The sequence below is a fragment of the Nocardia xishanensis NBRC 101358 genome (assembly GCF_001613365.1).
GTDB lineage: Bacteria > Actinomycetota > Actinomycetes > Mycobacteriales > Mycobacteriaceae > Nocardia > Nocardia xishanensis.
The window spans coordinates 242,879-256,413 of sequence record NZ_BDCF01000006.1 but is presented as its reverse complement, the minus strand read 5'-3'; the positions used below and the strand labels follow the sequence as shown (position 1 = coordinate 256,413).

Below are 13,535 nucleotides of genomic sequence, written 5' to 3'. Positions count from 1 at the left end.
CGGCATGAGTGTCGAACTGGTCGAGGTCGTCCGCTCTGGATTCCGCGAATGCGTGCACCGCGGTTCCCTGGTGATCCTCGGCGCCGACGGCGAGCCGACGCACCAGCTCGGCGAAGTGCACATGCCGATCTTCCCGCGCTCGACCAACAAACCCATGCAGGCGATCACGCTGTTGCGCAACGGTTTCGAGCCGGTCGACGACGCCGAGCTGGCCATCGCCACCGCATCGCACTTCGGCGAACCCGATCACGTCGCCCTGGTCGAGCGGCTGCTCGAGCGGTTCGGCTTCCTCGAGAAGGCGCTCGGGTGCCCACCCGATCTGCCCTTCGAGGAGCGGGCCCGCGCCGCCGCGCTGATGCGTGAAGAACCGCGCCGGATCTATATGAACTGCTCCGGCAAGCACGCGGCGATGCTGGCGACCTGCGCGATCAACGGCTGGTCGACCGAGGGCTATCTCGACGAGGCGCACCCCTTGCAGCGGGCGTGTGTCGCGAACGTCATCGAGATCACGGGCGAGCCGGAGACCGATCTCGGCATCGACGGCTGCGGCCTGCCGATCGTCCCGGTCTCGCTGATCAACCTGGCCCGCGCCTTCGCGACCATGGCCACCGCCGAGCCGGGTACGCCGCCGCGCCGGGTCGCCGACGCGATGCGCGCCAATCCGCGAGTGATTTCGGGCACGAACGCACCCGATTTGCTGGCCATGGGCGCGACACCCGGCCTGGTGTGCAAAATCGGCGCCGATGGGGTGCACGCGGGCGCGCTGCCCGATGGAAGGGCTTTCGCGTACAAGATCGACGACGGTCACGACCGCGCGCGGATGCCCCTGACGCTGGCGATTCTGCAACGGATGGGCATCGAGTGGACCGAGGCGCACACCGACCTCGCGGCCCAGCCGGTGCTCGGCGGCGGCGCTCGAGTCGGGGTGATCCGGACAATTCCCGGCGTACTCTAAGAGCCAGGACACACGGCGACAACCGGGCAAACGGGGTCCGTTCCGGAGTACTTCCCCTACTCCTGGAAGCGCGACCGCCGGACACACGCTAAAGTGTCTGTCAGGAAGAGTATTAATTCGAACGGGGCCGCCAACAAACCCCAGGCCGCCCCGCAGTGACGCGAGGGGGTCAGCCATGGGCCGTGGCCGGGCTAAGGCAAAGCAGACCAAGGTCGCACGCGAGCTGAAGTACAGCTCAGCGCCGACCGACTTCGCGAGCCTTCAGCGTGAGCTCTCGGGAAGCCCCACCACCCAACGCAGTGGCGGTGTGCTGTCCGATGAGCACGACGCGGACGTGCCCTCATCCCGTTGGGACGAGGACGACGACTACGACGACTGGCGCCGCTGACTCGGATAAAACGTGACGAAGGGGGAGGCTTTCCGGGCCTCCCCCTTCGAACGTTGACACCGGGCAGGGACATCGCCTTAGAGGCTTGCCATACAACGAGATCAGCGTCCCGCATCCGATGGTGCGGGACGCTGATGTCGTGTGAGCGAGTATTCACCGACCGCCGCGTCCGGTGACTCGCGGCTCGAGGGCTGTTCCGCCGCGCCGCGGGTGCGAACGCACTGTCCGAGGACTCGCCCCGAGAACACTCCGGCGGCCGAACGTCCGAAGCGATCGGCCGCCGACGGAGTTATCAGAAGCGCGGGTGCTCGCCGAGCAGCACGGCGCGGGCGGCGTCGGACTCCTTGGCCTTCTTCACGGTGCCGAGGGTCCAGCACTCGATGTGCCGGGCGGTGAGCACCGCGAGGGCGCGATCGACGTCTTCCGGAGCGACGACCGCGACCATGCCGACGCCCATGTTGAACGTCTTCTCCATCTCGGCCCGCTCCACCCGGCCGCGCTGGGCGATCATCTTGAACACCGGCGCCGGATTCCAGGTGCCGCGATCGAGCTCGGCCACCATGCCCGCCGGGATGACGCGCGCGAGGTTCGCCGCGAGTCCACCGCCGGTGACGTGGGAGAAGGTGCGCACATCGGTCTCGGCGACCAGCGCGAGGCAGTCCTTGGCGTAGATGCGGGTCGGCTCGAGCAGCTCCTCGCCGAGGGTGCGGCCGAACTCCTCCACGTGCCCGGTCAGCGACATCCGGTCGATGTCGAGCAGCACTTTGCGCGCCAGGCTGTAGCCGTTGGAGTGCAGACCGGAGGAACCCATCGCGATCACCACGTCGCCGGGACGCACCCGGTCGGGGCCGAGCACCGCGTCGGCCTCGACCACGCCGACACCGGTCGCGGAGAGATCGTAGTCGTCGGGATCCATCAGACCGGGGTGTTCCGCGGTCTCGCCGCCGAGCAGCGCGCAACCCGCACGCACACAGCCCTCGGCGATGCCGGACACCAGCTCGGCGACCTTCTCCGGGACGACCTTGCCGATGGCGATGTAGTCCTGCAGGAAAAGCGGCTCGGCGCCGCAGACGACGAGGTCGTCGACGACCATCGCGACCAGATCGAGGCCGACGGTGTCGTGCTTGTCCAACGCCTGCGCGACCGCGATCTTGGTGCCGACGCCGTCGGTGGAAGCGGCCAACAGCGGTTCACGGTAGCCGCCCTTGAGCGCGAACAAACCGGCGAAGCCGCCGAGCCCACCCTGAACCTCGGGACGAGTGGCCTTCTTCGCCAATGGCCCGAACAACTCGACTGCGCGGTCACCTGCCTCGATGTCCACGCCTGCCGCGGCGTACGAGGCACCACCAGTGGGGGTCTGTTCAGTCATTTTCGGGGAAAGCTCCAAACCGAATCGGCGGATAGATGCCTGCTCACGCTAGCTCATCCGCCTCTCCGAGTTTCTTGCCGGTCGTAAGTGCCGCGAGACTGTGACACCGGACCGGCGGTTGGTCGGTTGGCCGAGTTCTGGGCGTGCCCGACGAGTTACCCGGATACTTGCGAGATCAGTAGTCGCGTTTTCGTTGCTGTTCACCGCTGATCATTGTGCCCGGTCCTCGGGGAAAAAGGGGTGTGATGGGACGCTTCGGCGTCTGGTTGCCGGCTCGGCGGTTCCGGGGCGAACAGTGCGGCGGACTCGGCTCGGCGTCTGCGTTGTTCGATCGGGTCGGGGACCGGGACGGCTGCGACCAAGCGCCGGGTGTAGTCCTGGCGGGGGGATCGCAGGATCGCGTCTCGGTCGCCCTGTTCGACTACCGCGCCGTCGCGGAGCACCACGATGCGGTCGGCGAGTTGGTCGACGACGGCCAGGTCGTGGCTGATGAACAGGCATGCCCAGCCGCACTCGCGCTGGAGTTGGGCGAACAGTTCCAGCACCGCGGCCTGCACCGAGACGTCCAGCGCGCTCGTCGGTTCGTCGGCGACGAGCAGGTCGGGGTCGAGTGCCAGCGCCCGCGCCAAGCTGGCCCGCTGGCGTTGACCGCCGGACAGTTCGTGCGGGTAGCGCCTTTCCACGCCTACGGGCAGGCGCACGTCGTCGAGCAGCGTGCGGACCCGCGCACGGATCATCGCCTGAGTGCCGATCTTGTGCACGATCATCGGCTCGGCGACACAATCGCCCACGGTCATCCGGGGATTCAGCGAACTGGCCGGGTCCTGGAACACGAACCCGAACCGCCGCCGAATCGGGCGCAGCCGCCGCTGCGAGAGACCCGCGATGTCCTGGCCCCGCACCCGCACCACGCCGGAAGTAGGCCGCTGCAATGCCGCGACGCACCGGCCGATCGTGGACTTCCCCGACCCCGACTCCCCCACCAGCCCCACCGTCTCCCCCGCCGCGATGGACAGATTCACCCCGTCCACCGCCCGGAACCGCGGACGGCCGAAGGGGCCGGGGAACTCCACCACGAGATCGCAGACCTCGAGCACCGGTACACACGCACCAGGCCCGGCTGCTTCCGCCTCACCACCTGCACCCACGACGCCGCCCGCGACAGCTCCATCGCCCGCGGCACTTCCATCGCCGACAACGGCCCCACCACCCGCGGTACTCCCACTACCCGCAACTGGCTCATCGCCCGCAGCACTCCTAGCGACTGCGGCACCCCCAAGGTCCGACACAATCCCTGTGCCTTGGGCAGCCTCGTCTTCCGCGGACGATTCCGACGGCGTATCGCTATGCACCTCAGTACTTTTCGCCCGCCGCGCACCCAAATGCGGCACCGCCGCGAGCAGCGCGCGGGTGTAGTCCGCCTTCGGATCGGTGAAGAGTTCGTCGACCGGAGCCTGTTCCACGACCCGGCCCTCACGCATCACCACCACCCGATCCGCGAGATCCGCCACCACGCCCATGTTGTGGGTGATGAGGACGATCGCGCTGCCGAGGCGGTCGCGCAGACCGCGCAGCAGATTCAGGATCTCGGCCTGCACGGTGACGTCGAGTGCGGTGGTCGGCTCGTCGGCGATGATCACTTTGGGTTCGCAGGCGATGGCGATGGCGATCACCACGCGCTGCTTCTGCCCGCCGGAGAGTTGGTGCGGGTAGTAGCCGACTCGATGCTCGGGATCGGGCAGGCCGACCAGCCGCAGCAGGTCGACCGCGCGCGCCGCGGCCGCCTTGCGCGACAGGCCGGTGTGCGCCCGCAACGCCTCGGCGATCTGGAAGCCCACCGTGAACAGCGGGTCGAGCGCCAGCCCCGGCTCCTGGAACACCATGGCGATCGCCCCGCCGCGCAGCGCGGTGAGCTGGCGTTCGGACATCTCGGTGATCCGTTGCGCGCCGAGCGTCACCATTCCGCGCACGCGCGCGGTCGACGGCAGCAGTCCCATGGCGGTGCGCGAACTGACCGACTTGCCCGACCCGGACTCCCCCACGATGGCGAGCACCTCGCCGGGGAACACCTCGTAGGACACATCGGTCACCGCGTGCACCGGGCCCGCGTCGGTGGCGAAGGTGACCGACAGCGCCTCGATGGACAGCGCGGGCCGCCGCTCTTCTCGCACATCAGGCATGGTCGCCCTCCAGTCTCCTCGAATCTTCTTTCAGGGCAGCGGGTTCCGCATCGGGCTCCGTTTCGGCATCGGAGCCGTCTCCGAGCACCGGCATCTCCGTTTCCCCGGTCGCCCCGATCACCACATCACTGCCCACCGCCACCGGCGCCGCGGTGCGCCGGGTGCGCAGCAATGGGTTGAGCACCTCGTTCAGGCTCTCCCCGACGAGCGTCATCCCCAGCACGACGAGCACGATGGCGGTGCCGGGAAACACCGCCGTCCACCAGATCCCGTTGGACACCGCGGCAAGCGACTTGTTCAGGTCGAAACCCCACTCCGCCGCCTGGGTCGACTCGATGCCGAAGCCGAGGAACCCGAGCCCGGCCAGCGTCAGGATCGCCTCCGCCCCGTTGAGCGTGACGATCACCGGCAGCGACTGGGTGACGTTGGCCAGGATGTGCCGGAACAGAATTCGCGCCGTCGACGCGCCGGTGACCCGCGCGGCATCCACATACGGCTCCTGCTTCACCGCCACGGTGGCGTTACGCACCACCCGGAAGTATTGCGGCACGAAAATGGTCGTGATCGCCACGGCGGCGGAGAGCACGCCGCCGAACCCGCTCGACTCCCCGCCCGACACCACGATGGACACCACGATCGCCAGCAGCAGTGTCGGGAACGCGTACAGCGCGTCCATGACGGTCACCAGCACCCGGTCCACCCAGCGGCCGACGTACCCGGACACCAGACCGAGCGGCACACCGACGAACAGCGAGAGCACGAGCGACACCACGATCACCCACAGCGCCGTTCGCGCGCCGTAGAGCACCCTGGAGAACACGTCTTCCTGCGCGACGGTGGTGCCGAACCAGTGCTGCGCCGAAGGTGGTTGGTACTGGCCGAAACTCACGCCGTTCTCGGCGGTCTGCGCCAACCCGTAGGGCGCGAGCAGCGGCGCGAATACCGCGACGAACAGGAATCCCGCGATCAACACCAGGCCGGCGATCAGCGTGACGCGCTGCATGCCCGCGGTCATCGAGAACAACCGAAAGCCGGGCACGCCCCGCCGCGGCGCGACCACGGGTGCCGGTTCGGCCACCAGTTCCGGAGCGGTCATCAGAACCTCACCCTCGGATCGATCAGCGCGACAAGGGCGTCCACCACGAAGCTCATCACCGCGACGACCAGCGCGATGAACGCGACGATGCCTTGCACCGCCATGAAGTCGCGTGCCTTGAGATATTCGGCGAGCTCGAAGCCGAGTCCCTTCCATTCGAAGGTCATCTCGGTGAGCACCGCTCCGCCGAGCATCATGGCGATGTACATGCCCATCACCGTGACGATCGGGATCATGGCGTTGCGCACGGCATGCCTGCCGGTCACCACCCGTGCGGACAGGCCACGCGCCCGCGCCGCGTCGACGTAGTCGCTGCGCAAGGTCTGGATCAGGTTGATCCGCACCAGCCGCAGGAACACGCCCGCGGTCAGCAAACCGAGCGCGAAAGCGGGCAGCACAGCGTGCTTCAGCACGTCGATCAGATAGGCGTTGTCGCCGTAGAGGATCGCGTCGACCACCATGATGTTGGTCTTCGGCGAGACGTGCTGCAGCCGCAGTTCCACGTCGGCGCTGGCCCGTCCGGAGACCGGAAGCCAGCCGAGCCGCACCGCGAACAACAGCTTGAGCAGCAGCCCGACGAAGAACACCGGCGCCGCGTAGGCCAGGATGGCGAACAGCCGCAGGGTCGCGTCGCGCGCCGAATCCCGGTGCGTCGCGGCGTATCTGCCGAGCGGGACGCCGATCGCGAAGGCGACGATCAGTGCCCAGCAGACCAGCTCCAGGGTCGCCGCCCCGCGGGTGACGATGATGTCGGCGACCATCCTGTGATCCTGGGTCTGCCCGAAATCACCGCGCGCGAGGCCGGAGAGATACTCCCAGTACTGCACCAGTATCGGCCGGTTCAGGCCCGCCGCCTCCCGTCGCTGCGCGATCTGGTCCGGTGGCAGTCGCCCGCCCAACGAAGCCTCGATGGGATCGCCGATCACCCGCATCAAGAAGAACACCGCGGTCACCAAGATCCAGGCCGTGACCGGAATCAGCAGCAGCCGCACCCCCAGATACCTGGCCAGGGCGAGCCCGCGGGAATCCCCGCCCGCCCGCGGCAGCGCGAACCGCCGGGCCCGCGGCGCGATCGCCGCGGGCCCGGTCCCCTCCGATGTCACTTGCTCAGCACCGTGTAGCGGAACTTGAACGACAGATCCAGCGTCTGTTCCATCCCTTGCACGCCGTTGGCCGCGACGCCGATCTGCTTGCCGGACAACAGCGGAACTATCGGCAGGAAGTTCTGCGCCAGATCGCGCTGCACCTGCTGGATCTGCTGGAGCCTGCGATCTCGGTCCGGCTGGGTCGCCTCACCGACCAGCTGCGCGGTGATGCCGGGATTCTCGAAGTGCGACTGGAGGAAGTTGTTGGGGCCGAAGAACGGCGAGAGGTAGTTGTCGGGGTCCGGGAAGTCGGGGAACCAGCCGAACTGGTAGAGCGGGTACGCGTCGCGCGCCCGTTCGCGTTGGTAGCTGACCCATTCCGTGGACTGAAGGTTCACGCGGAACAAGCCGGTGCCGTCCAGCTGCGCCTTGATCGCTTTGTATTCCTCGGTGCTGCTGGAGCCGTAGTGGTCGGGGTTGTACTGGAGCTCGAGCTCCACCGGTGTCGCGATGCCCGCGTCTGCGAGGAATTTCGCGGCCGCGTCCTTGTTCGGGCCCGCGCCGTAGATTTCCTTGAACGGCTCGGCCGCGCCCGGAATGCCCTGCGGCACGGATGAATACGCCGGGAGATAGGTGTCCTTGTATACGTCGCGCGCCAGCGAGGCCCGATCCAGCGACGACGCGACCGCCTTGCGGACCGCCAGCTTCTGCTCCGGCGTACCGCCCGGCATGGTGTTCATGTTGAAGACGATGTAGCGCAACTCACCGCCGGGACCGTCCAGCACCTTGACCTTGTCGGAGCCGCGCAGGCCCTCGATGTCGGTGGGCGTCAGCGAGCGATAGCCCGCGTCGATCGCGCCGCTTTGCAGGTCCAGCTTCAGGTTGTCGGTGGTGGCGTAGTACTTCGCCGAGATCCGCGGGGTCTTCGGGGCGCCGAGAATGCCGCGGTAATCCGGATTCGCCTGGTACTCGACCAGTTTGTTCTTGTCGTAACTGGTGATCGTGTACGGGCCGGAGTAACCCTTGGCGCGCACCACGTCCTCGTCGGCCATCACCTTGTCGGCCGGGAAGACCTGCTCGTCCACGATCGGCCCCGCCTGGGTGGGCAGGATCGCCGGGAAGGTCTGATCGTTGGGGACCTTCAGCGTGAAAGCGACGGTGCGGTCGTCGACCACATCGGTCTTCTCCAGATTGCCCAGCAGCGAGGCGGGACCGTTCGGATCGTTGATGCCGAGCATGCGGTCGAAGGAGAACTTGACGCTCTTGGCGGTCAACGGATTTCCGTTGGCGAACTTCAGCCCGGCCTGCAATGTACAGGTGTAGACGGTCGGCGTGGTGAACTCGCACTTCTCGGCCGCGTCGGGTCTCGGGGTCGGGTCGCCGGGCGCGAAATTCAGTAGGTACTGATAGATCTGCGTCTCGGCGACCAGTGATCCGTTGTCGTAGGCGGCGGCCGGATCGAGCGAGAAGATCTTGTCCGTGGTGCCGACGATCAACCCGGCGCCGTCGCCGCCGTCTCCCGTCCGCCCGGATCCGCAGCCCGCGAGCACCGACGCCACCAGCGCCGCGAGCGCCACCGCCGCAATGCCTTTCGCTCGTCTCCGCCCGCCCGGCGTCCTCGAAACCCTCATCATCCGGCCCCACTTCTTCGAGCGCGCCGCACCGCGATGCCTGGATCACAGGCCCGGTCCGGACGCGGTGAACTTCCGATATAGCTGGCGACCGTACCCACGAACCATTTCCGGCACATTGCGTTTTCAAAAGAAAAACACCGGTCTGCCACCGCCCGTTGCGAGTCGTGCACGGCAACACCGGCAACGACCGGTCGAACGTCCAGAAACGCGAGGACACCGAGGTGACCGCGTCTCGAGCAGGCCACGACACGAGTGCGGACAGCATTGTGCCGCTACCCATTTCGGATGTTCGCCAAACCAGCGAGTGCATCGGACATCCGCGGCTGCGCTCCGCGGCATGGGGGCACTGGAACTACGTCGCTCCGAGCCCGAGTGGGCCGCAGGCCGTTACAGCGGGCTCGCGCAGAACTTCGCCGCCGTCACACCCGTGTCCGCTGACGTCATCGCTGCCGTCGCAACTCCGGATCGCAGCCGAGGGAACGCTTCTCGGTGGGCTCAGGTCGGTCGCGCTGCCGCCGGCTACCTCTATGCGAGCCGAACGCCGCAGGTGCGAAAGAACGACGCCCGGCGGTACGTCCGCTACGTCTGCGACCAGCCGACGCGGATGGACATCCCGACGGTGGACCGCGAACCGGTCTTCACCGCTGTCCCACCGAAACGGAGCCGAACACCACGCGGCGGCTCCGCCGACCACCTTCCGCGCCGAACCCGCCTCAGGGCCTGCTCAGCGCACTCGCGTTCGCGTTGTCGCCGAGCAGCACCGACTCCGGCTGACCGGTCAGCATGCCTTCGAGCAGGTTCTTGCCGATCGAGGCCTCCTGGGGAAGCGGGATCGGGTAGCTGCCGTCGAAGCACGCGCTGCACAGCCGGGTGCGCGGCTGCTCGGTCGCGGCGATCATGCCCTCGGTGGAGATGTAGCCGAGGCTGTCGGCGCCGATCGAACGGCGCACGTTCTCGACCATGTCGTCGTAGCTGTCGTCGGCGCCCGCGCCGTTGGCGATGAGCTCCGCGCGCGAGGCGAAGTCGATGCCGTAGAAGCAGGGCCACTTCACCGGCGGCGAGGCGATCCGCACGTGGATCTCCACCGCGCCCGCCTCGCGCAGCATGCGCACCAGGGCGCGCTGGGTGTTGCCGCGCACGATCGAGTCGTCCACCACGATCAGCCGCTTGCCGCGGATCACCTCGCGCAGCGGGTTCAGCTTGAGCCGGATGCCGAGCTGGCGAATGGTCTGGCTCGGCTGGATGAAGGTGCGGCCGACGTAGGCGTTCTTCATCAGGCCCTGCCCGTAGGGCACACCAGAACCCTGCGCGTAGCCGACCGCGGCCGGGGTGCCCGATTCCGGCACCGGGATCACCAGGTCGGCCTCGACCGGGTGCTCCTTGGCCAGCCTGCGGCCGATCTCGACACGGGTCGCGTGCACCGAACGGCCCGCGATAGTGGAGTCGGGCCTGGCCAGGTACACGTATTCGAAGACGCAGCCCTTGGGCTCGGGGTTGGCGAAGCGCATCGAACGCACGCCCTCGGCGTCGATCGCCAGCAGTTCGCCCGGTTCGATCTCACGGACGAAGGCCGCGCCGACGATGTCCAGCGCCGCCGTCTCGCTGGCAACGACCCAGCCACGCTCGAGCCTGCCGAGGCAGAGCGGACGCACGCCATGCGGGTCGCGCGCGGCGTAGAGGGTGTGCTCGTCCATGAAGGTCAGGCAGAAGGCGCCCTTCAGCGTGGGCAGCAGCTTCATGGCCGCCTGCTCGATGCTGGAGTCCGCGGCGGCGTGGGCCAGCAGCGCGGTCATCACGTCGGAGTCGGAGGTCGCGCCGACCGGCTGCGGGCGGCCACCGGAGACCGGATTGCCGATCAGCCCGAGTTCCCGTGCGCGGCTTGCCAATTCGGCGGTGTTGACGAGATTGCCGTTGTGTCCCAGCGCGAGTCCGGAACCGACCGCGGTGGTGCGGAAGATCGGCTGCGCGTTCTCCCAGGTCACACCGCCGGTGGTGGAGTAGCGACAGTGGCCGACTGCGATGTGGCCCGGCATGGCGGCCAGCGTCTGCTCGTCGAACACCTGAGAGACCAGCCCGAGGTCCTTGAAGACCAAGATCTGCTGACCGTCCGATACCGCGATGCCCGCCGCCTCCTGGCCGCGGTGTTGCAATGCATAGAGTCCGTAATACGTGAGCTTGGCCACGTCCTCGCTCGGCGCCCAGACACCGAAGACACCACACTCCTCGCGCGGTTCGTTCTCGTCCTCATCGGGGGTGGCTGCGAGGTTGTCGACCGATACTTCGGCGTTGGTCACCGTTTGCTCCCTGTTCGGGCGGGCTGGGGGCAACAGTCATTCTACGGGTGAAAGTTGGCGGCGGATCACGGCCACCGCATCCCGGTAGCAATACCTGTGTCGATCACCGGAAATCCCGGGGCGACGGCGGTACCTTCCATTCGTGGCGACCACCGACAGCACCAGCGGTACCGATACGAACGCTCGGCGGCTCGACCGTCGCTCGCTACTGCGGATGGTGGCCTCCCCCGTGGTGGTGCTCACACTGCTGACGACCCTGCTCGGCATCATGTACCTGGATTACGTCATCGATCCGGAGCAGAATCTGCACGACTTCCCCATCGCGCTGGTCAACCAGGACGTGGGCGAGACGATGGGCGCGCCGGGTCAACAACAGCGGGTGAATTTCGGCGCGCAAGTCGCCGACGGGCTGAGCAAGTCGGTGCCCGCCGACCAGATCGATCTGCGGGTCCTCGGCATCACCGAGGCCGACCGGCAGTTGCAGTCCGGCAAGGTCTACGGCGCGATCATCATCCCGAGCGACTTCAGCAAGCGACTCGGCATCCTCGGCGTCGGCAGCGTGGTCCCCGGCGACATCGAACAGCCGATCATCACGTTGCAGACCAACCCGCGGATGGGCGCGTACGCCTCCTCGATCGTCATCCGCATCGGCGACGAGGCGTTCCCACAGGTGAACAAGCAGGTCGGCGAGCAGCTGACCCGGCAGGTGCAGGCCCAGCTCGCGCCGCCGGAGGGCGGGCAGGCGCCGGAACTCAGCGGAGCGACCCGAATCGCGCTGGCCAGTCCGATACAGCTGATCGTCGAGCAGTACCACCCGCTGCCCGGCCACACCGGACAGGGACTGACCGCGTTCTTCTACGCGCTGTTGCTGCTGCTCGCGGGACTGATCGGCTCCATGACCATTCACACCATGGTGGACGCCGCCCTCGGCTTCATCCCGACCGAGTACGGCCCGTGGTACGTCCACTTCCCGCCGACGCCGATCTCCCGGTTCAAGACCCTGCTCATCAAGTGGGGCGTGATGATCCTCATGGCGAACGTCGTCTCGCTGATCTATCTGCTGGTGGCCAAGGGACTCGGCATGCCCGTCGACGACCCGCTTCCGCTGTTCCTCTACGGCGCGTTCGCGATCATCGCGGTCGGCTTCACGGGCCTTGCGATCCTCGCGGCCATCGGCTCGGCGGGTCTGCTGGTGAACCTGATCCTGTTCGTCGTGCTCGGCCTGCCCTCCTCCGGCGGCACGGTCCCGATCGAGGCGACGCCCAAGTACTTCGGCTGGCTGGCCCATTTCGAGCCGATGCACCAGGTATACGTCGCCATCCGGTCGATCCTGTACTTCGACGCCAACTGGACGACGGGGTTGGGGCGGGGCGTCTTCATGGCGCTGGTCGGCTTGGTCGTCGGGCTCGTCCTCGGGACGGTCATCACCCGCTACTACGACCGCAAGGGCCTGCACCGCGGCACCTCGGCGGCGGTCGCCCGGTAATCGTCCGAGCGCGAAGCCGAGTCAGCGCCCGGCCGCCTGGTCGGCGAACCTTTTCCGGCCGCGGTCCTACTCGGCTGCGGGTCGCAGGATGGGCAGCCAGTGCGCCACCTCAGGAGCTCTGCTTCCGGACGCCGTGAGCGTGCCGGAATTCCGGGCGGTCTCGAAGTCGAGCAGGCCGGTAGCGAGCAGCAGCCAGGTGCGCGGATCGGTCTCCACGACATTGGGCGGGGTGCCGCGGGTGTGGCGCGGGCCCTCGATGCACTGCACCGCGACGAACGGCGGGACTCGCACCTCGACGGAATGACCCGGCGCGTTGGCGGCCAGCGTGCGCACCGTCGTCCGGACGGCCGCCGCCAGCTCGGTGCGCGCGGGCGCGACGGCGGTCTCGTCGCGCAGCCAAGCGCTCACCGCGGCGACCGCCGACCGAGTCTCCGCCGGGTCCACCGTCGCTCGCCGTCCCCCGGCGCCCGTCGCTCGTCGTACCACAGCGCCGAGATTACCGATCGACGCCGACAGCTCGCGCGCGACGATTCCGTCGCGGGCACCATCACCGAGGCGTCGTCGAAGTCCGCAGCGGGTCGGCTCAGGAAGCCCAGGGACCGATGCCGCCGACCTTCTCGATCCGGACGCGGGTGAGGAATCCTTCCGGCGCGCCCTCGGGCGGGAAGGGCACGCCGGGTGCGGCCATGGTCCGCGCGAGTTCCTTCAGCAGTTCCGGCGCACCGCCCTCGACGATGCGGGCCGTGCCGGTGACCGTCAGGTACGGCGTCATGATCTCGCCGCGTTCCCTGGAGACGATGGTGAGCGCGACGCGGCCGTCACGCCGCACGTTGCGGACCTTCTTGTACTCGCCGAGGTGCGCGGTGACGAGCTCGTCGCCCTCGGGAGTCGATCGCAGCGCGACCCAGACCAGGCTCACCTGCGGGCTGCCGTCGGGATTGAGCGTGACCAGAGTGGCGTCGGCACCGGATCCGATCAGTGCGCGCGCGGCGTCGTCGAGTTTCACGTGTCGATCCAACACCAACCCACCCCATTCATTCCCGAATTC

General features: G+C 67.9%; 11 protein-coding genes. 3 read left to right on the top strand and 8 right to left on the bottom strand.

Annotation, left to right across the window (positions count from 1 at the left end):
- Window positions 1-4 precede the first annotated feature (4 nt).
- Entirely contained in the window at window positions 5-955 is a 951-nt protein-coding gene (locus NX1_RS07605) for an asparaginase (RefSeq protein WP_068055886.1), read from the top strand.
- 175 nt (window positions 956-1,130) lie between these two features.
- The gene (locus tag NX1_RS07600; protein WP_068055885.1) at window positions 1,131-1,343 is read left to right on the top strand and encodes a DUF3073 domain-containing protein; all 213 of its coding nucleotides are present in this window, start codon (window positions 1,131-1,133) and stop codon (window positions 1,341-1,343) included.
- A 292-nt stretch (window positions 1,344-1,635) separates the two neighbouring features.
- On the opposite strand, the gene purM is transcribed toward NX1_RS07600, so the two are convergent.
- The 6 genes from purM to purF all read right to left on the bottom strand — a co-directional run bounded on the left by purM (window position 1,636) and on the right by purF (window position 11,001).
- Window positions 1,636-2,712 (bottom strand): phosphoribosylformylglycinamidine cyclo-ligase, encoded by a 1,077-nt coding sequence (gene purM / locus NX1_RS07595; protein ID WP_068055882.1) that lies wholly within the window; start codon window positions 2,710-2,712, stop codon window positions 1,636-1,638.
- A 200-nt stretch (window positions 2,713-2,912) separates the two neighbouring features.
- Entirely contained in the window at window positions 2,913-4,892 is a 1,980-nt protein-coding gene (locus NX1_RS07590; protein WP_084501171.1) for a dipeptide ABC transporter ATP-binding protein, read from the bottom strand.
- Entirely contained in the window at window positions 4,885-5,988 is a 1,104-nt protein-coding gene (locus tag NX1_RS07585; RefSeq protein WP_084501169.1) for an ABC transporter permease, read from the bottom strand. The genes NX1_RS07590 and NX1_RS07585 overlap by 8 nt, the downstream gene beginning before the upstream one ends.
- A complete protein-coding gene (locus NX1_RS07580; protein ID WP_245668380.1) occupies window positions 5,988-6,998 on the bottom strand; it encodes an ABC transporter permease in 1,011 nt (336 codons plus the stop codon). Before NX1_RS07580 ends, NX1_RS07585 begins: the two co-directional genes overlap by 1 nt.
- An 89-nt stretch (window positions 6,999-7,087) precedes the next feature.
- Window positions 7,088-8,704 (bottom strand): ABC transporter substrate-binding protein, encoded by a 1,617-nt coding sequence (locus NX1_RS07575; protein ID WP_068056007.1) that lies wholly within the window; start codon window positions 8,702-8,704, stop codon window positions 7,088-7,090.
- Window positions 8,705-9,420: 716 nt separating this feature from the next.
- On the bottom strand, window positions 9,421-11,001 hold the full coding sequence (gene purF / locus NX1_RS07570) for an amidophosphoribosyltransferase (RefSeq protein WP_068055876.1): 1,581 nt from the start codon (window positions 10,999-11,001) through the stop codon (window positions 9,421-9,423).
- A gap of 142 nt (window positions 11,002-11,143) precedes the next feature.
- On the opposite strand from purF, the gene NX1_RS07565 reads away from it, so the two are divergent.
- A complete protein-coding gene (locus NX1_RS07565) occupies window positions 11,144-12,487 on the top strand; it encodes a YhgE/Pip domain-containing protein (protein WP_307650144.1) in 1,344 nt (447 codons plus the stop codon).
- Window positions 12,488-12,553: 66 nt separating this feature from the next.
- Here NX1_RS07565 and NX1_RS07560 read toward each other — a convergent pair whose 3' ends face one another.
- Window positions 12,554-12,973 (bottom strand): sterol carrier family protein, encoded by a 420-nt coding sequence (locus NX1_RS07560; RefSeq protein ID WP_068055873.1) that lies wholly within the window; start codon window positions 12,971-12,973, stop codon window positions 12,554-12,556.
- Window positions 12,974-13,070: 97 nt separating this feature from the next.
- The gene (locus NX1_RS07555; protein ID WP_068055870.1) at window positions 13,071-13,493 is read right to left on the bottom strand and encodes a PPOX class F420-dependent oxidoreductase; all 423 of its coding nucleotides are present in this window, start codon (window positions 13,491-13,493) and stop codon (window positions 13,071-13,073) included.
- Between the last annotated feature and the right edge of the window lie 42 nt (window positions 13,494-13,535).

Coding starts and splice junctions, on each gene's coding strand:
- NX1_RS07605 (WP_068055886.1), top strand. CDS start 5: ATGAGTGTCGAACTGGTCGAGGTCGTCCGCTCTGGATTCCGCGAATGC.
- NX1_RS07600 (WP_068055885.1), top strand. CDS start 1,131: ATGGGCCGTGGCCGGGCTAAGGCAAAGCAGACCAAGGTCGCACGCGAG.
- purM (WP_068055882.1), bottom strand. CDS start 2,712: ATGACTGAACAGACCCCCACTGGTGGTGCCTCGTACGCCGCGGCAGGC.
- NX1_RS07590 (WP_084501171.1), bottom strand. CDS start 4,892: ATGCCTGATGTGCGAGAAGAGCGGCGGCCCGCGCTGTCCATCGAGGCG.
- NX1_RS07585 (WP_084501169.1), bottom strand. CDS start 5,988: ATGACCGCTCCGGAACTGGTGGCCGAACCGGCACCCGTGGTCGCGCCG.
- NX1_RS07575 (WP_068056007.1), bottom strand. CDS start 8,704: ATGAGGGTTTCGAGGACGCCGGGCGGGCGGAGACGAGCGAAAGGCATT.